The sequence below is a fragment of the Eubacterium sp. OM08-24 genome (assembly GCF_003438075.1).
Lineage (GTDB): Bacteria > Bacillota > Clostridia > Oscillospirales > Acutalibacteraceae > Ruminococcoides.
Map to the genome: position 1 here is coordinate 47688 of NZ_QSTA01000010.1, position 19479 is coordinate 67166.

The 19479-nt window shown below is 42.9% G+C and carries 13 protein-coding genes and 1 pseudogene; all 14 read right to left on the reverse strand.

The annotated features are described in order from the left end of the window. Positions 1 to 34: 34 nt before the first annotated feature. Positions 35 to 439 carry a DUF3846 domain-containing protein gene (locus DXC23_RS10930; protein ID WP_002587800.1) on the reverse strand — a complete coding sequence of 135 codons (405 nt, stop codon included), beginning with the start codon at positions 437 to 439 and terminating at the stop codon, positions 35 to 37. Further along, on the reverse strand, positions 436 to 1392 hold the full coding sequence (locus DXC23_RS10935) for a DUF3991 and TOPRIM domain-containing protein (RefSeq protein WP_117706333.1): 957 nt from the start codon (positions 1390 to 1392) through the stop codon (positions 436 to 438). Before DXC23_RS10935 ends, DXC23_RS10930 begins: the two co-directional genes overlap by 4 nt. Before the next feature lie 23 nt (positions 1393 to 1415). Further along, complete coding sequence (locus DXC23_RS12815; RefSeq protein WP_347474802.1) at positions 1416 to 7748, reverse strand: DEAD/DEAH box helicase family protein; 6333 nt, start codon at positions 7746 to 7748, stop codon at positions 1416 to 1418. 329 nt (positions 7749 to 8077) lie between these two features. Beyond that, positions 8078 to 8431 carry a TnpV protein gene (locus tag DXC23_RS12725; RefSeq protein WP_225359666.1) on the reverse strand — a complete coding sequence of 118 codons (354 nt, stop codon included), beginning with the start codon at positions 8429 to 8431 and terminating at the stop codon, positions 8078 to 8080. 841 nt (positions 8432 to 9272) lie between these two features. Next, the gene (locus DXC23_RS10945) at positions 9273 to 9554 is read right to left on the reverse strand and encodes a hypothetical protein (RefSeq protein WP_117706338.1); all 282 of its coding nucleotides are present in this window, start codon (positions 9552 to 9554) and stop codon (positions 9273 to 9275) included. Next, positions 9535 to 9762: a hypothetical protein gene (locus DXC23_RS10950; protein WP_117706342.1), complete on the reverse strand. Its 228-nt coding sequence runs from the start codon at positions 9760 to 9762 to the stop codon at positions 9535 to 9537. The genes DXC23_RS10945 and DXC23_RS10950 overlap by 20 nt, the downstream gene beginning before the upstream one ends. Before the next feature lie 13 nt (positions 9763 to 9775). Continuing rightward, positions 9776 to 10066, reverse strand: a complete 291-nt coding sequence (locus tag DXC23_RS10955) for a hypothetical protein (RefSeq protein WP_117706344.1) — start codon at positions 10064 to 10066, stop codon at positions 9776 to 9778. A 149-nt stretch (positions 10067 to 10215) separates the two neighbouring features. After that, positions 10216 to 14466: a SpaA isopeptide-forming pilin-related protein gene (locus DXC23_RS10960; protein WP_117706346.1), complete on the reverse strand. Its 4251-nt coding sequence runs from the start codon at positions 14464 to 14466 to the stop codon at positions 10216 to 10218. A 75-nt stretch (positions 14467 to 14541) separates the two neighbouring features. Continuing rightward, entirely contained in the window at positions 14542 to 15225 is a 684-nt protein-coding gene (locus DXC23_RS10965) for a hypothetical protein (protein WP_117706349.1), read from the reverse strand. 240 nt (positions 15226 to 15465) lie between these two features. Next, a pseudogene (locus DXC23_RS10970) lies at positions 15466 to 16401 on the reverse strand (ParB/RepB/Spo0J family partition protein). Next, the gene (locus DXC23_RS10975) at positions 16358 to 17182 is read right to left on the reverse strand and encodes a ParA family protein (RefSeq protein ID WP_002587791.1); all 825 of its coding nucleotides are present in this window, start codon (positions 17180 to 17182) and stop codon (positions 16358 to 16360) included. Before DXC23_RS10975 ends, DXC23_RS10970 begins: the two are co-directional and overlap by 44 nt. A 21-nt stretch (positions 17183 to 17203) precedes the next feature. Beyond that, positions 17204 to 17344, reverse strand: coding sequence for a hypothetical protein (locus tag DXC23_RS12465; protein WP_158552568.1), 141 nt, complete (start codon positions 17342 to 17344; stop codon positions 17204 to 17206). Positions 17345 to 17727: 383 nt separating this feature from the next. Next, a complete protein-coding gene (locus DXC23_RS12565) occupies positions 17728 to 17901 on the reverse strand; it encodes a hypothetical protein (protein ID WP_199523080.1) in 174 nt (57 codons plus the stop codon). Next, positions 17898 to 19286: a zinc-ribbon domain-containing protein gene (locus tag DXC23_RS10985; RefSeq protein WP_117706354.1), complete on the reverse strand. Its 1389-nt coding sequence runs from the start codon at positions 19284 to 19286 to the stop codon at positions 17898 to 17900. Before DXC23_RS10985 ends, DXC23_RS12565 begins: the two co-directional genes overlap by 4 nt. Positions 19287 to 19479: the final 193 nt, after the last annotated feature.

Genomic DNA, 19479 nt, shown 5'->3' on the forward strand with positions numbered 1-19479 from the left:
GCAGACTCTCCGGGTTGCCCCATCGTCTGTCTTTTTATCGCTCCATATCTTTTGAAATTGGCTTATATGCTTTCGCTTCAATGCCCTTGTCCGTCTGATAAAAACGCTCCGGATATCGGAACTTATCCTCATACTTTTTCATCAAATCCTTTGGCATACTAAGAAAACTCTCCGACTCAATCGGTGCGTATGCGATAAAGAATTTGCCTGCAATAATGTCGAGGATTTCCTTATCATTGGAGTAGATTGCACGGTTTAATTCCGCACCGTTCATCTTCCCTTCTTCGTTACATACGATTGCAACTTCATCATCAAAAGGCATATATTCCTCAATATATCCGCCTACGGTTTCCTGCATTGCTTCCAGCGTATCCTCAATCTCAATCTGTTTCGGATATTTGCCCGGTTCAATGAGAAGTACATTTATTTTTTCGCTCATCTCTCAAAACTCCTTTCATTCTTCTTCGAAATTCCTAATTTGATACACAAAAAGTCGTTGACATCTTTTCCGCACTTGGGCGGATCGTCAACGACTTCGTATCTGTCTTTTAATTTAATTTTCAGTGCATTTGCAGCCTTTCTTCCAGCAATATCATTGTCAAAATGAAGCACGATACGGTTAATGTTCTTATTCTTTTCAAGCAGATTTTTAAGTGTAACCGGCACTTTGGACTTTTCCGTTTCTCTGTTAGGCGAATACACGCCGGAGAGAGAAACAAGGTTTAATTTGTGCCAATCCCTGCCCTCCATCTTTGCTAATGTGGCATAAGATAACAGGTCGATGGCACATTCAAACAAGTGTACCTCTCTGCTTTCTTCATTTGTCAGCCTGAAAGAAAACTGCTTCTTGCTTCCGGTGCAGTCGCCCATAATACGACTGCTGTTTGTTGCCCGAAATGCGGCATACTTTGCTTCTTTTTTCTCGTCATAACCGATAAAAACAACATTGTGATATGGCAGTGATTCAATGATAAGTTTCTTATCAAGGCAGTAGTTTATGATTTCATAATCAATCCCTCGACTGAAAAGATATTGCGTGACCACATCATTACTTGGACTTTTCTGCGGTAAAAGAAGCTGCTGATTTTCATAACTCCGGCTTTCTTTTTCATAGACTGGAGCAGAAACAGCACACTGTCCCATAATGGTTTCAACCGCTTCTACAAAATCAAGTCCTTTGACTTTGATAAGATAGTCAAGGGCAGATTTGCCACCGATACCTCTCGACCACCACATCCATTTCCCGTTTGAAATCTTCAAACTGTCGTGTTCTCTGGTACAGTAAGTGTTACCACTATAACGGACAAGTTCGCCCGGTTCATAGGTGCGAAGATAGGTCAGCAAATCCATTCTCTTTGCTTCGATTATGACTTCCGGTGCTATATATGGCATACTGACCACCTCACATTTCTTCCTTATCTTTCATACGACTTCTCCTTTCGCTTCTCGGTGGATTCGCCCTCATCAGGTTCGCCGCCTACAATTTCATTTTCCTTTTTATCCATATTGAGTAGGATATTCAGCTCGTCCAAACGGGCGAGTTTCGACTTCAATTCTTCTTCCTGCACAAACGGTTTTTGCACTTCTTTCTGTGCGGTTTCAAACTGATTTTTCGTATCAGCAAGACTGTCCTTTGCTTTTTCAAGGTCGTCTACAAAACGCTCAACCGTATTATCAATACGAGTGATATTACCGAAAACATCATCGCCAAGCGATACCTGTTTGCTGGTTTCTCCTTTGACCGTTACGCAATAGGAACGCTCCGTCGTATCGAAAGACAGTTCCGTTTCAAATCCTCTGTACTTGCCGAGAAGGACTGGTGCAGGACTTGTCATCTCCTTGCAGGCTTCAATGATTGCTTTACCTGCGTCCGCCTTTTCAGAATAAAAAACACCCTTAACCTCCATTCCGACAAAGCGGTCATCTGTTGGTTTCGGGTGTTGTTTTGCAGTTTCTACATCTGCTGTCAAACCGTTAATGCGATTTTCAAGAGAAGTGATACGCTGCGGGTAATATTTAATTATCTTGTCCTCAAGGCTGTACTTTTCAGATAAGAAATTGGATTTTAGCAGTTTCAATTTCTGTACCTGAATGTCCAAATCCATCTTTTCCTTGATATATGGATTGCCGGTGGCAAGCATTTTAATCTCGGCATAAGACAGTGCGGTTTCATCAATATCTTCCGCACTTCTGACCGGAGATTTGCTCGTCATAATCTGTGAAGCGAATTTCTGCTTACCCTCAACAAGCTGATAAAGATATGCGTCAAAGGTCTGCTTTGTAACATAACGATAGATTTCCACCTTTGGATTTGAGTTGCCCTGACGGATAATTCTACCACTGCGTTGCTCCAAGTCTGCCGGTCGCCAAGGACAATCAACATCGTGAAGTGCAATAAGCCTGTCCTGAACATTCGTGCCGGCACCCATCTTTTGAGTCGAACCCATCAGCACTCTGACCTCTCCTTTACGAACTTTCTGAAACAGTTCTTTCTTTTTCACATCGGTTTCTGCTTCGTGGATAAATCGGACTTCGCTTTCAGGAACACCTCGCTCTATGAGCTTCTTTCTGATGTCATTGTAGACAGAAAATGTTCCGTCATTCTTTGGTGTCGATAAGTCGCAGAACACTAATTGTGCTGACTTTTTATCTTTGTTTTCTTCCCAAATGCGGTACACATTATCAACGCAGGCATTGATTTTACTGTTTTCAAAATCAGGCAGCATAGCATTTAGCATACGCTGGTCAAGTGCAAGTTTTCTTCCGTCGTTTGTTATCTTGAGCATATTATCTACGCTTGAATCTACACCTCCTCCACGAACTTTCTCGGCTCGCTCTGCAAGGGAGGCAACCATTTCTTTCTGCATTTCGGACGGTTCAACCGACACATTATGATACTCTGCTTCCGGTACAGGAAGATTAAGCATATCGGCTGTTTTAATGTCTGCAACCTCTTTGAACATCGCCATAAGTTCGGGCAGATTATAGAATTTTGCAAAGCGTGTTTTCGCTCTGTAACCCGTTCCTTCCGGCGTAAGTTCTATTGCTGTTACCGTTTCTCCAAATGTGGAAGCCCAAGCATCGAAGTGCTGTAATCCATTTTTTACAAGGGTATTATATTGCAAGTATCGCTGAATGGTGTAAAGTTCCACCATACTATTTGAAATAGGCGTACCTGTCGCAAATACTGTTCCTCGTCCGCCGGTAATCTCATCAAGGTATCGGCACTTCATAAAAAGGTCGGAAGATTTCTGTGCTTCCGTCTGTGCGATACCTCCTACATTACGCATTTTTGTGTAAAGATAAAGGTTTTTGTAGTAATGGCTTTCGTCAATAAAAAGCCTGTCCACACCTAATTCTTCAAAGGTAACAACATCATCCTTTCTGCTTTGGTCGTTAAGTTTTTGTAGCTTTTGCTTGACGGATTTTCTTGATTTTTCAAGCTGTTTGACAGAGAAGTTTTCTTCTCGGTTACGCTTTAGTTCTGCAATTCCTTCCGTCAATTCATTCAACTGCTGTTCAAGAATTGCCCTCTGCCTTTCAATGGACATCGGAATTTTTTCAAATTGGGAATGTCCGATAATAACTGCGTCATAATCTCCTGTTGCAATTCTTCCGCAGAACTTTTTACGGTTCTTTGTTTCAAAATCTTTCTTCGTTGCAACCAGTATATTTGCTGACGGATAAAGCTGCAAGTATTCAGCCGCCCACTGTTCCGTTAGATGATTCGGTACAACAAACAGCGATTTATTACATAGTCCAAGTCTCTTCGACTCCTGCGATGCCGCTACCATCTCGAACGTCTTGCCTGCACCAACTGCGTGTGCAAGTAGGGTATTTCCGCCGTACAGAATGTGAGCTACAGCATTTCTCTGGTGTTCCCTTAATGTGATTTCCGGATTCATTCCACTAAACGTGATGTGACTTCCGTCGTACTCACGGGGTCTTATGCTGTTGAATTTTTCGTTATACATCTTCGTCAGTTTCTCTCTACGGTCAGGGTCTGCCCATATCCAATCCTGAAAACCTTGTTTGATAAGTTCCTGCTTTGCCTGTGCGATTGCCGTCTCCTTTTTATTAAGGACAGCTTTTTTCCTGCCCTCATCATCTTCGATATAATCAAAGATACGAACATCTTTCAGGTTCAGCGTTTCCTCAATTATTTTGTAGGCATTGATACGACCTGTGCCATATGTGCTATACGCTTTGACATTGGAACGGTCATAGGATTTACCCTCGATATTCCATTCGCCTGTATAGGGAGAGAAGTGAACTTTTATATTCCACTGTGCATATCTCGGTGTATCAAGGAACTCAAACATAAACTGCTGGATTACCTCCTGCGGTAGCCAAGTAGCACCGAGCCTTACGGAAATCTCACTTGCAGTCAGGTCTATCGGCTGAACCTTTTCCAGTGCTTCCACATTGATTTTGTAATCTTCAGGATACACCTCGGCAGTTTTTTTGGCTGTGATAAGTTTCTCCCTGACATTGCCTGAGAGGTACTCATCTGCCATCAAATACTTTGCCTCAGTTACATTTCCATATCCGTGAAGCGGATTTAAGAAGATAACACCTTTCAAATCCTGATAGAGTGTTTCTTCATTTTTACCTGTGAGTTTTGACATATACTCCATATCAATTCCGGCTTTTTCTCCCATAGAAACAGCAAGTGCTTCACTGGCGGTATCTACCTTTTCTACCGGCTTATGCGGCTTAATTGTACGCTTGAAGAACATATCCGCCTTGCGTTCCAGTTCTCCGTTTTCGTTGATTACTTCAAGTGCAGAAAGCAACGCAAAAGAACTGTCGTCGCTGAAAGCAGAGATATTCGCTCTGCTGTTAATCAGTCCGTATTTCTTAGTATAACTGTCATAAAGACTGTTGAGTTTTGACTGCTCGGCTTTGATTTCTTCGTCCGGATAGTCCCCGGTTTGAAGTTCAATCAAGTTGCGAACGCTGTCACGAACCGCAATCATACCCTTGATTCTGTTCTCGGCGGTTGCCGACACCTCCACCGAAGTCATACGAGAATTCTCACGGAAATAGATTTTGTCGTCCACCACTGTGTAAGAAAAATTCCTTACATTCGGGTCTGCCGGGATAGAATTATCTTCTTCCTCCAACTCGTCGGTTACTTCGTAATCGTTTATTTCTCCGTGTATATTTGCTACCGCTTCCGATAACAATTCGGATAAATCTGCATTTTCAAAAGGTACGCAGGTTACCTCTTCTCCGAAGCGACCGCTTACTGTTTTCATTTCGCCCAGTATCATTTCGGGATGTTCCACAAAGTACGAGTTCATCGTGATACCGTCATCAGTTGTGCCAAGCTGTACCCAATCGGGTTCAATATCTATGAGCCTGTCACGCTTTTGCAAAAACAAAATATCCGATACAACTTCCGTACCGGCATTGCCTTTGAAAGTATCATTTGGAAGTCTGATTGCTCCCAAAAGGTCGGCTCTTTGTGCGATATATTTTCTGACCGACGAATTGGTTTTATCCATCGTACCTTTACTTGTAACAAGTGCCATCACACCACCGGGTCTTAATTTATCCAAAGACTTTGCAAAAAAATAATCGTGAATAAGGAAGTTATACTTATCGTATCTCTTATCAAGCACTTTGAAATCTCCAAACGGAACATTCCCCACAACTCCGTCAAAGAAGCTGTCCAGTACATTCACTTCTTCAAATCCCTGTGCCGCTATGGAAGATTTTTGATAAAGCTGCTGTGCAATTCCTGCCGAAATCTTATCAAGCTCCACACCGTAAATCTTTGTATTTCTCATCGACTCCGGCAACATACCGATAAAGTTACCAATACCGCAGGACGGTTCTAACAGGTTGCCCTCCATAAATCCCATCTGTTCCATAGCCTTGTAGATAGCGTCGGTAACTTCGGGAGGAGTGTAAAAGGCAGTCAGTGTACTTTCTCTTGCGGCTGTGTATTCTTCGGGAGAGAGTGTGGTATATAACTCAACAAATTCATCTGCCCACGCCGAATTGTTCTCATCAAAGGCTTCTGGCAAACCTCCCCAGCCGACATATTTCGACAAAATAAGCTGTTCTTCGGGTGTGGCAAATCTGTTTTCAAACTCACATTCCTTCAGAACCTTTATGGCTTCCATATTCCTGCGAAAGCGTTCTTTCTTGCCTGCCGGCTCTACTGGATTGGAAAGCAAATCAAAAGTATTTCTCTCTGCCATCGGAATATCCGGGTGCAAATCAAAACTCTTGACCTTGCTCGTTTTATTCTCCCACTGCGGTTTTATCGGTTCAGGCTCTTTATCGTACCCGTTGCCGATACGAATGCCCTCGTTATACATCTCATCGTAGCTGTCAAAGCCATTCTGATTTGCAATGATTTCTCGGAAGTCCTCAATAGGTACTTTACCAATATTGGTTGCTACCATATCGCTTCTTTCGGTATTTTCAATGAGTGATTCCATTGTTTCTGTCGTACATTCTGTAAAATCCGGTGTCTGCCTGAAAGCTTTATCTGCTTCTTCAAACCATTCTGTACCTATATCGGCAAGGGTTTGATTTGCGACACTGCCAAGGTAATCAAAGAACTCATCTGCCGATTTATAGTTCTGTGCAGCATTTCTGATTTCATCAAAAGAAAGCGTATTTGTAACATACTGACCTCCGGCACTACTGTCCGGATTAAAGTACATCCAAGTAACGCTTTCCTGTTCTCTGTTAATAAAAAACGCATCCTCATAATCTGTTTTCTGTTCAGTTTTGGTATCACTATGCGTGATATTTTCGTCTGTATCGGCTTTTTCTGCGGCAGGTAATACCGTTACCCTCAAGTGGTCATTCAGCGGATTTTCCCGCACTTTGCGGTCAAATTCTCCCCTTGAAAACTCCTTGTTGAACAGTGGCATTTCTGTATCGTAAAGCATTACTCTCTCATCATCAAAAGATAAGATTTCATACTCCGAAGCACCGATATATACCGTGTCTCCAAGATGATATTCATATCGGGTTTCAGGTAATTGCTGTTCCTGTGTTTGCTCTGCAAGCAGACTGCGGACATAATCAATCTTCTCTACACGGCTAATCGGGAAACCTACGCTGTCCTCAAAAGTGACATCACGCATAGAAACATCGCCGCTTATTTTACCGACGCTTTCAATAACAAATCGGCGGTCGTCAATCACAACTTCCTTACCGATAATGTCATCATCATTTGTCTGCTCCCCTTCTTCAGGTGGTGCAGTAGAAAGAATTTCCCGATTTCTTTTCTGCTCCTCGATTTCTGCCCGTCTTGCTTCCTGCTTCTCAAGCCACTGCGGATACTGCTCCTTTTCCTTTGGATTTAAGTATCTGTCTGCACGGATAAGCTCCCCGATACGCTTTTCCACCTGTGTCCATTTAAGAGTGAGTTTCGGTGCGTCGTTTCCAAATCCTCTTGAAAGAGTTATGCCTTTCCCATCGTGGTTTTCATCAATACCTGCACCGATAATGACAGGATATGAACCTCCCCAACCGTATTCGTTTTTGAGAAAGTCTGCATTTTCTTTTGAAGATAAACTCTTTTGAAACTGCTCATAGATACGCATTTTACCTTCGTAAATACCGCTTCCACAAGTCAGAACTGCGTCGATAATCTCCTGAGAAAAAGTAAAGGCAGAGGTTTTGTTTTCCTCTGCCTGACCGTCTAATATGAAGCTCATCTGTCCGTCTGCCGACGGTAGCGGTTTCATTCTATCATTTAATTCTCCCAAAAGACGCATTGCTTCAAAATGCTGTGCAATCACGCTCCAGTTATAGAAACTCTGTGCAGTTCTGCTGTCATAATGACCTTCCCAAAGGTGCAAAACATTTTGAAATGTCTTGTAACCTACGGTTCTCCCGTCCTCTAATGAGAGTTCCGTATAGTCGTTATTGAAGATACTCTTGATATATTCGGTACGGGTATCGCTATCGGTATTTCTCTCATAGAAGTCTTTAATATCTTCGAGAGAAGCCGACAAATGCGGTGTAGTACCGAGTATTTCTCTTATAGTATCATCTCTTCCGAAAAACGGTAGGCTCTTATTCTCGTTACTTCTGTCATAATATTCTAAATGAATATTACCTGTTCCTTCACGATTTCCTGTGCCGAGTTCCTGATGTTGTTCATCAAGCGAATCCAATTCATCATATCGTCCGCTTTCATCTGCTCCGTCAGTCCCTCTTTCTCTGCCATCTGTCTGATAAGCGTTTCCTCCAGTTCGGTCGCCCTCTGCTGAACTTCCGACAGATGACTGCTCAGTATCCCTTTCGTCAGGAGATTGTAATACTGAACCTTGTGGTGTTCTTTCAGATAAGTTCTCCTCATCTGCGACCACTTGCCCTGAATGACCTCCGGCTGTTCGGGCAGAGTCAGGTTCGGAAGATTGTAATCCCCGACCATCGTGTATGTTATCTCGTTCATAATCGCTGCTCCTTTCGTCTTTGATGTCTTTATTGTATTCCGGTTGCCTGTTTGCTTCAATTATGCGATTTTGACGGTTCAGTGCCATCACTGTTTTGGAGATTTCCGAAAGTCCCATTTCTGCAATATCGCTTGTGGCAAAGCCTAAAGCGTTCATCGTATCCTGTGTATTGAAATTGGTAACATCTCGAAAATCATCGGCTTCAAAATATTCGCCGGTATCAATTCCAAGTCTTGTCATCATCATATATGCCACGCTGTTTGTGACAACCTTTTTATACAGACTTGCAATCATCGTTTCGTCAAGCCCTTCAAGGAAGCTGTCCTCAGAAGCATAGATGAGGTCATTAAGATAATCCGGCAAATTATCCTCTGCGGCATTTTGTGCGGCACTCATAACCGCTTCGCCCAAAGTGACTTTATTATCCAGTTTCCCGAATGTGCTTTCAAGCGTTTCAATAACATCGTCTGTGTATTCATCCCTCATATCCCAAAGTGGAACAGGACGTGAATATCTGCTCTCGTGGGTATCGGAAATATCGAAGTAGTGGGTGAGTCTCTGTCTTGCTCTGTTTTCATCGGCAAATACCGCAATACCTCTTGCACCTTTATTTACCCATCGCCCAAAGCTCCTGTTCCAACGCTCAATCTCAAGAACTGCTGTTGCGTCTGGTCGCTGTGCGTAGATAAGCAACTGCTCATCATATCGCAGCTTATAGTTCCTGCACGCAGACTGCAAGAAATTCTGCCAATTCTGCGGATTGGAAACAACCGTCTTGCAGGTTCTGTCATAGAGTTCGGATATGAGTTCGTATTTTCTTGACACTGCTTTCGCACCTCCTTATCGTTCTTTTTCTTTGCTTTTTGCCGGTTTAATCTTTTCCTTTCTGGCAGGTTCAACGATATGACCGTTTCTTTCACACATCTCTGCAAATTCACAGATGTGGAAAACATCCGAGCCGATTTGTGTGTGATAGTCGTCGATATATTTACACTCACGCTCCAATGTTGTTCCGTTTCTTGTGTGAATCAGGATTTTATCTCCGTCATTTATACGGAATTTCTCGTTATATCCACTGTCAATAAAGCGGATGCTGTTTTCCTTATGTTCCTGACTGTTCATCCGTACCACCTCCCAAATATGAGAACAGCTTGTTGACTTTGGTTTCTTTTTGAAGTTCGATGATGAGTGCCATATCCGGTATCGTGATACCCGGAATCTTCAAAATGCTCTCCATATCAAGCTGTTGTAATTTCTTTTCCGTATTACAACCGGAATCAAACAATTTCGCCATTAACTTTGTTTTCTGTTGAAATGTCGTTTTGCTCATCTTGCCGTCCTCCTTATTCAATTTCTATGACTACACGAATACTGCTGTCGCAGCCACTGCACTGTCTGGAAAGTTCCGGGAACAAAGATTGCACCCTCTGTCTCGACCTGCGGATAGTTTCAAAGCACGGTAAACCGTAGCCCTTGTAGTTGTTGACTATATCCTCAAGAGATAAGTCGCCGACTTTCAAATAACTGTATCGGTTGTAATAGCAGAGGATAAGCTGCATATCGTCATACCTTGTTTCAGGGCATTCTTTTAGGATTGCAAGCACCTTGCTGTCAACCGTTCTCTGCTTATTCATAAAGCACCTCCATAAAGTAAATGGACGGAGTTTTTTACGCTCCGCCCACCATTTTGTTTCTTATTTCTTTCTGTTTTTAATCTGTAAGAAGATAAAGCCGCCGATAATAAAGGCGACCAAAACAACTGCTACGATTGTCTTTGCGTCCATTATTCATTGCCCTCCTTTTTCTTCTTTCTCTTGGAAGCAACAACCGTTGCAACGATACCGAGTGCAGAAGCACCTGCAAGTGCTACCCAAAGACTGGTCTTTCTGTCATCGCCGGTTTTCGGTGTATCACGAAGTTCGTTATGCATCTCGATTTCTACCGTTTCGCCAACCTTTACGGTCACTTTCTTATCGGCAGGTAAAACATATCCGGCAGATACATTGTCGTTGACCTCAGACACTGTGTATTCGCCGATACGAAGTCCATCTACGGAGATTTCGCCATTCTTATCGGTTGTAAAGGTGCTGTCATAACCGTTGACACCTGTTACTCTGAAAGTGAAGCCTTCCACCTTACCGTCGGAAGATGTCTTTTTAATTTTCAGGTTTCCTTTCATTGCTTCGTTGATAAAGCCGACTCCCGCTTTGTTTTCTACTTTGTAGGTAGTTTCACCTTTTTCAATGAATACGGAATAAACGCCCTTATCAAGCACAAATCCCTCCGGTGCTTTGGTTTCTCGTACAAGATATTTACCGTAGAGAAGTTCTTTCATCTCATAGATACCGGTTGCGGTTTCGTCAAGATTTCCGATAAGTTCATCGTCATCGTCCAGTTTACCGTCGCCATTAACATCCTTATACACTTCAAAAGTTGCACCTGTCAGTTTGTTATCCGGATAATCAGCGTCCACTTTGGTAAGTTCAATATTACCGTGAATATATTCGTCGGTAATTTCCACTTCAATGACCTGCTCATTCTCCCAGATGTTTACTTCGTAAGAAGTATCATCAAGCACAAAGCCTTCAGGAGCTTCAATCTCTCTTACAATCCATTTTCCATAAGGAACTTTGGCAAAAGAAAAACTGCCGTCCTTTTCAGATGTGGCAGTCATAATAGCGTGTTCTTTTGTAAACTCGGTTTCATCTGCTTTGAAAATGCCGATTAAAGCACCGCCCAGTGCTTCTCCGTTCTCGTCAATTTTCTTACCGGATACAGAACCGTAAATGAGTTTATTCTCAATCGGCTTACCGTCATTTACCTTGATTTCAACCGTTTCGGTATCCTGACCGGCATACTCGAATGTGAACGGATACTGTGTGTCGGAGAGGATATAATGCTCATCTGTGGCAATTTCCTTGACATAGTAGCTGCCAAATGGAAGGTCTGTATTTGCAGTCGCTGCTCCGTTTTCATCAAGCGTGATAATCTCAATCAAACCGTCAGCCGGGATAGCTGTTCCGCTTGAAGATACAATATCTTCTTTTGCGTAAAGACCGAAGCTGATATTTTTGATTTCATCATTCTTTCCGATACCAAAGGTTTCATCCTGCTCTAAGATTTTCTCAAGAGAAATCTTCACTTTCTGTCGCTCGTTTACGAAGCTGGTTGCGGTTTCTGTTACCGCTACATCCTGTCCAGCATAAGTGAGTTCTACCGAATGCTTTTCTTTGTTGATGACCATACCTGTCGGTGCTTTGGTTTCAACAACGGTGTATTTACCGAGATAGAGTTCCTTGCTCTTAGCAGTGCCATCCTCATCGGTTGTTACGGTATCTACCACATCGCCCTTGTGATAACGAAGTGTACCGTCCGGTGTAATAACATCTTCATCGGCTGTGATTTCATAAACCGCCCCTGCAAGTCCTTTGACCTTATACACCGGCTGATAAATCACATCTTTATCCTCCTCGCCGGATACACTGACACCGAAAAATGCTTCGCCTGTTTTCTCAACGGAAATCGTACCTTTCTGTGCCATATTCGGCTTGTCCACCTTAATCAATGTGATACCGCCTTCCTGTGTGGAATTTTCTTCTGTTACATCAAAGGAAACAGGAGTACTGTCGAGTACATATCCATACGGAGCCTGAACCTCAACAAGTGAATATCCCTTGCCATAGTCCAGTTTTTCAGGTGTAACAAGCTGACCGTCTGCGTCGGTATAGAATGTGTCGATGGTTGTCGGTGTCGGATAAGTAAATGTCATACTTACTTTGTTACCGGCAGGGTCATAGATTTGGAAACCTGCACCTGCATACGGAATAGTTTTGCCTGTTTCAGCATCTTTCTTTACCACCTTGATATAACTCTCAAAGTTGGCATTGTTGATGAGATAACGGTAGGTCTGTCCGTCCTGAGAAATGAAAACATCAAAGTCTTTCATAAACTCACGACCTTCCCAACCTTTAGTCTGATGAACGGTATATACGCCGTATGGCATATCCTTTGTCTGAGCAAATCCGTTTTCATCGCAAACTATGGTATCTCTTTCATCTTTGTCGGCTTTTTCAAATGAGCCGGAAGATTTCAGATACACTTCAAATTCAGCACCGTTTTCCAGTGTCTCAATCTTGGTTTCCCCATCATCGGTATGTTTGATGATAGCGATATTGCCTTTCATAACCTGCTCTGTCACGTCATTTGCCACAAGATTGTGTTCAATCGTAAAGAGTTTTGGCTCTGCACCTACCTTGTGGATTGTCTTATCAAGAAGATACCCCTCGCTCGGTGTGATTTCTCTGATTGTCCAGTCGCTGCCGCAGACATATTCCTTAGTTGTGAACTGTCCGTCGCTGTCGGTTACATACTTATCCACAAGTGTGTCGCCTTTATAAATTCCGTAAACAGCACCGGAAAGTTTAGCGTCGCCCTGAGCAGTGCCTTCTTCTCGGTCGCTCTTTGTTACGGTTACGCTGAACTTCTTCAAGATATTTGTGAAATCACGGTTTGTAACCTCTTTCCACTGAATCGGTGCAGTCTGTTTTTCGGGAACGACATAGCGGATTGCTGTGTCCACTTCTTCGAGCGTATATGGTGTGCTTCCGCTGATAAGAACATCTTTGAATGTTGCTACACCGTTTTTATCGGTAACTGCATATTCATCAACTGCAATGCCTGCAAGGGAAGTACCGTAAAGGTGGAATTTCACACCCTCCACAAGATTATCTTCCGATGATTTAATGACCTGAAGATTACCTCTCTTGAGAACATTGTTGAAGTTTACGGTTGCCACCTGACCAGCAACAACGGTTACTCTGTGGGTTTCCTGCGGAACATATTTGTCAATGGACTGCTCCGTAACGGTATATATGCCCGGCATAAGGTTATCAAGCTGGAACTTACCGCCGTTTGCTGTGGTAACTGTCTGATTTACTCCGTTACCTGAAATAGTGAAATTGATACCATCAACCTTTCCGTCCTCAGATGTTTTCACAATCTGACAAGAACCGTAACTGACTTTCATCTTCACATATCCGGTCACAGGGTCGCTGACTTCCTGAGCATAAGTTACTACATCCTGCACGCTTGAATTTTGACCGTGCTTGCCCTCAGACCATACGACAACACCTCTGCGGACACCGTTTTTCTTACTTGCGGTAATGGTAAATTCCTTACTCGGTGCTTTATCCATTGACACCGTAAGTTTGTTTCCGCTTGTGGAAAATGTTACACCACTAATACTCGCCTTGAAAGCATAATTGGAGAGTACACCGTTTGAGTCTGTAAGGGTTGTAACATATTTGCTTCCGTTCCATTCAAGCTCATTGACTTTCGCTGAACCGCTTGATTTAGTACAGAAGCTCGGCACAACTGTGTGATTCTGCACACTGCTGACCATACTGTTGTAGTAACTCATAATCTTACTGCGAAGCGGATGTTTGGCATTGATAACATCTTTCACATTACTGCAACCACTGGCTGCTTTGTGATTAAAGTTTGCGTCACGCTCGCCTACGACAGTTTCCCAAATAAGAAGCTGTGTTGCATAGGCGTGAGCAATACTGTTTGCCGCACTTTCGTTCTGCGACCTCCAGCTTGTTGAAATCGTTCCTCGATAGCCGTACTGCAAGATACGACCGATAAAGAGTCTGATTTCATCTCCGGAGATAACTCCGTTTGCTGTGATGTTGTTAAAATAATTTTCATCGTATTTGTTCATACTCTGACTGGAACTGAGTGAAACACCCGGTTCGATACAATAGGCAATGTTACCGGAATACGAGCCGATTGCCTTTAAGTTGGTGTGGGTGGAACTGCCGGTATGCCAACCGTTCTTCAAGGTAAGGTTACTGTGTCCCCACACACCGTCGTAATTAGCGTCTCCGTCACGAGGAAAATCAACCATATACACTTCGGTCTTTTCTCCGCTTGCGGCAAACGCTGTACTTGTCCCAATGCTCATAAAGGCACTGAGACCGAGAACCGTCGCCATAACAAACGATACAGCTCTCTTGATTTTCGTCTTTACCATCTAAGTTTCCTCCTTAAAATGAAAGAACGCACCGATTATCTCAGTGCGTCCGATACTGTATTTTATTTTGTTTTTTTAGCAGTAGCCGATATAGATTTCATATTCCGTATCGGATACCTTTTCTGCCCATACGCATACTGCGGTAAAGCCCTCCACATTTTTATACCTGTTCAGCCTGCTTTGAATATCATCCTTAATGCCTGTGCGTTTTGCATTTACAGTGATAGGATTATCCCAACAATCCGTTGCGGTGCTGTCAAGTTCCAAACCAATGCTTTGGGCATAACTCTTGGCGTAATTGACATAGGAATTAACATCAAAACTCGGCTTTACTTCTTCCGTCGGTTTTGGCTGCGTGGGTTTCACTTCTTCCTTAACCGTCGGTGTTTCCGGCTCTGGCTTCGGTTGTTGCTGTGGCTGCTTCTGCTCTTGAGTACTGTCAGGCTTTTTCGTTACATGAACGGATTCATAGCTTTTTGCAGTTTCCGTCTTACTACCTGCCGTAGAAGAAACATCCGACTTTTCCTGCTGACTCGGCTCTGTTGTTGCTTCACTTGATACCGGTTGCTCTGTTTCCGGAACAACACTTGTTGTATCATCTGCTTTTTCTGTTTCGGTCATTGTTTCGGTATTACCAGCCGTAGAAGAAATCCTTTTATCCGTGTCATTTCGTGCGGTTTCTTTCGCTGTGTTACCGTTACATCCGGCAAGCAAAATCATCAAGCAGGCAATCATACAAACCATCCATTTCTTTTTCATAAGCTATCACTCCTTTCGCCTTAATCGTAATCAATCGGGCGAAAAACAGCAAAGGTGCGAATATCCAAACTTTTTATCGTATCAGACATTTTGTTTACACTTCAAATGTGCGAACCCTTTATTAGACAGCTATAAGTTATGAGAGATAGGTATATTCAAGTGAGACAGAATATATCTTTTCAGCAAGTAAACAGTAGGTATTAGGGGGTAGAGTGTGAGAAGGGGGAGTAACAAAATCGGCTATCTGCTGTCACGGTCTGCTCGTTGCCTGAGATACTTGTTGTAATGCTCCAATGCTTTGCAGACAAAATCCTCCGTCTGACTGACGGGAATGTTTTTCGGGATAAGCTGTCTTACTCTGTCGCCCCTTAGCACAATCTTCTCTTTCTGGTTTGGCTTTTCCTCCGACATAATGGCTTGGATAGCTTCGGTTGTGAGTTTACCCTCATCGAAAAACTTTCGCATACGGATAGTCTGGTCGTGAGAGGGAGTTGCGTCGTTCATATCAATCTCGTCAACTACATCACGCTGACAATCTTCGTCAAGATACGACAATTCAACCGCCGGTCGCATTTTAATTCGCCCCTCATCAACAAATTCAAGCAGTTCGGGAACAAGATTTGTAAGGCGAACATAACGCTGAATTTGTGTTTGACTTTCGCCACTCTGTGCCGCAAGTTCTTCTCTTGAATAATTTTGTCCCACTGGGACTAAATTATTTTTCGTAGGTCTGCCTGCTTGTCTTTTCATTGCGTCCAATCGCATTTTGTAGGCAAAGGCTTTTTCAGAGGGAAGTATCTGCGACCTTTGGAAATTACTTTCCACCATTAAAATTGTGGCTTCATCTCGATTAAGGTCAACAACCTCACATCTTAGCGTTTCAAAACCGGCAAGTTCGCTTGCTCGTTTTCGTCTGTGACCGGATACGAGTTCATATCTTCCGTCCTCTTTCTGCCTTACCGTTGCCGGTGTAATCACTCCACGCTCCTTGATACTCTCGACAAGCTGTTGCATATCTTCATCGTCCCTGACCTTAAACGGGTGGTCGGGGAAATCGTCAATCAGCTCTAATGGAATATCTCGGATTTTAGAAAGTCTTTCTTCCTCTCTCTATGCCTGCGTTGTAAAAAGGTCATCGAGCCTCGTGAGAGTGAAGTCGCTCTTTCTTCCTGCCATCGGCTAACACCTCCTTCGTAAATTCGGTGTATGCCTTTGACACCGTACTGTTTGGCTCATAAGCAAAAATGCTCTTTCCTTTGGAAGAAGTTTCTGCGGCTTTTACAGCAATCGGAATAGATGTGCGATACAGCTTAATCTGATTTCCGAAATTCTCCCGCAAAGCTTCCACCGTACTTTTGGCGAGGTTTGTGCGGTTATCCACCAAAGTGAGAAGCATACCGTCTATCTTAATATCCTGATTGATATACTTCTTGACTTTTGAAATGGTCTGCACAAGCTGGGTCATACCCTTAGCCGGCAAATACTGTGCCTGCACCGGAATAATCACGCTGTCTGCCGCAGATAGAGCATTGAGTGTTACCATACTCAGTGAGGGCATACAGTCAATCAGAACAAACTCATATCTGTCTTTGACCTGACTTAAATAATTCCTCAAAGTGGTTTCTCTGCTCATAGCGTTCATTAGGTTATATTCCATCGCCGAAAGTTCAAGGTTCGCCGGTAAAAGGTCAACACCTTCCTCGTGGTGCAGGATACCGTCTGTCGGGTCATTCATCGTTTCACTAATCACATCTGTAAGTTTCGTTGCAAGCGTGATACCCAAGTTATCCGTATCTCTCCAACCGAGACAGGTGGTTAAATCTCCCTGTGGGTCTGCGTCAATGAGCAAGACTTTCTTACCCTGCATTGCAAGACCAACACCAAGATTAACCGTTGTCGTTGTCTTTCCGACTCCGCCTTTTTGATTGCATATGGCAATCGTTTTGCAGTTTGACACCTCTTGCGTCCTCCTTTCGATTTATTCATAGCCAATAAAAACGGCTATGTACTTGACCGTTTCATTTTCTAAACGGTCGTGGCAATATTTATTCTCAATATCCCTTGCCAAGCATATCGCTTTCGGGAAGTCATTAAGGAACAGACTGCTTATCTGTATCATAGGAATCTAACCTCTGCCGGGTACTCCGCCAGCTCCGTAGAGAAGTATCATTATCTTTCTGACCGTCATCGCCATATCGGTTGCAATCCGATACTCATAGCAGGAGTTCTCGCTGTTCTGAAATTTTCAGAAGTTTCGGCGTACCTACTAAAGTGGCTATCATCAGAATTAAAGTCTTAACGACCTGTGTATTCAGTTGTCAAAGAACAAGTGAAAAGGCTTCCGTTTTCATCATCAGGAATTAACCCCTTCACTCATTGCACAAAAGGCTTCATTTTGGACACCCAAAATCGCTGCTTTTCCGAAAAAATTTCAAAAAATTTTAGACAACAAAAAAAGCCGCCTGTTTCGGTTAAAAAAACAGACGGCATAAATGCTTGAAATTATTTGATTTTCAGTTTCTTTTTCTTTGCGGACAGCACTTTCAGAAGAACTTCATCTACTGCGTCGGTGTATCTTCCTTGTACTATGAGGTTGTTTTTCAGATTGATAAGCGACTGTAGCACTCTGCTTTGCTCATCATCGGTTAGATAAATGTGATATTTCTTTTCTCTCATCGACTGTTCCTCCAGTTCTTAAATATTTTCCTGATTATCTTAACATCTTCTTCTGTATCGGAAGATATAAATATATGTACGCTCTGAAATGCTGCTTTGATACGCTGTGCATATTCGGGTTCCGCTTCGTTTGGTTTCATCTGCAACTTAATGAGTTTGATTCCACGTTGTTTACAGAGATGTTCCTTTAGTATGTCTATCTTCTCCGAGTCCGTATTCACTTGAATGGCAATCTGCTCCAGTGGGATATATACATCAAGTGGAATGCCGAATAACCTATCAGAGCCAAGTTCAACTTTCAATCCTTTCAAATTGGCATAATAACTGATTACAAGAGCCGGGAACAATGACAGATACTCCTGCTCACATATTCTGCACCCTTTTCCGAGAACAGTACGCTCGTTTATCTTCATACTCCAAGAATGACCGTATCTGCATTGCCACCATGCTCTCTTTGCCGAATTTCTTGAAACTTCTGTCGGTTTTAACTTGTTTAATTCATAATCCCACTCAACAAGCAATTCTCTATCAGTTGTTGCAAGGTCATTGTATCCGGCAAGCACTTCTCGCTCTGCACAGACAGGGCAAACCGTTCCTTTCACACGGGCATTTATAACTGATTTCCACTCGTTTCCACATTTTCTGCAATGCCACCATACATTTTTCCTCGACTTTGCATTGACTTCATCCGGTTGCAGAGGATAGTTTTTCTCTGACCATTCTTTCGCTATCTGTGGGTGTGTACTTTTCAGGTCATTTTTTCCTTTAATAAATATATAGCCACTGCAACAGGGGCATTTACTGCCACCAGAACGAGTAGAGATAAGCGTATTCCATTCATAACCGCAGGTTCTGCACTTCCACCAAGCCTTGCTGTTTGCAAACGCCATAACTTCGGTAGGCTTCTTTTCATTCTTATCAGACCATTCGTCTGCAACTTCCGGGAACAGGGTTGCAAGGTCATTAAATCCTGCAAGCACTTTATTATGGGAGCAATACGGACAGCCTGTTTTGTTGATGGTTCTGCTCTTTACAGTGGCTATCCATTCGTGTCCTAATTTACATTTCCATATCACTTTCTTGTGTGAGCCGATAGATACCTCTGTCGGTTTGATTTCATTTTCCTCTGACCACTCTGAAGCTAATTCCGGCTTCAATGTACTTAAATCGTTAATGCCTGCAACTACTCTTGCACCGGAGCATATCGGGCATTTCTCGCCGTTGGAACGAGCCTTTACGCTTGTTTCCCATTCGTGACCGCAAGCACCTTTCCACCATACTTTCTTATTCGAGCCGAAAGTTATACTGTCCGGTGTCAGTGGTAAATTCTTTTCTGACCACTCTGCAATCAATTCTGGATGTACTGCCGCTAAGCTGTTACTCATATCAAAACCTCCACTTCCTCTGTGATTAAAGTATATGAGGTTTCGGCTTTTTCTTGTAGTTTGCAAATATCCGTAAAAATAGAAAAAGCCCTTTGAGAAAAGATTTCTCCTCTCTCAAAGGGCTTGATAAATGGGAATTTTCAAATTAGTCTTTGCAAATAACCTTTGAACCTTCACCATCAATTACAATTCC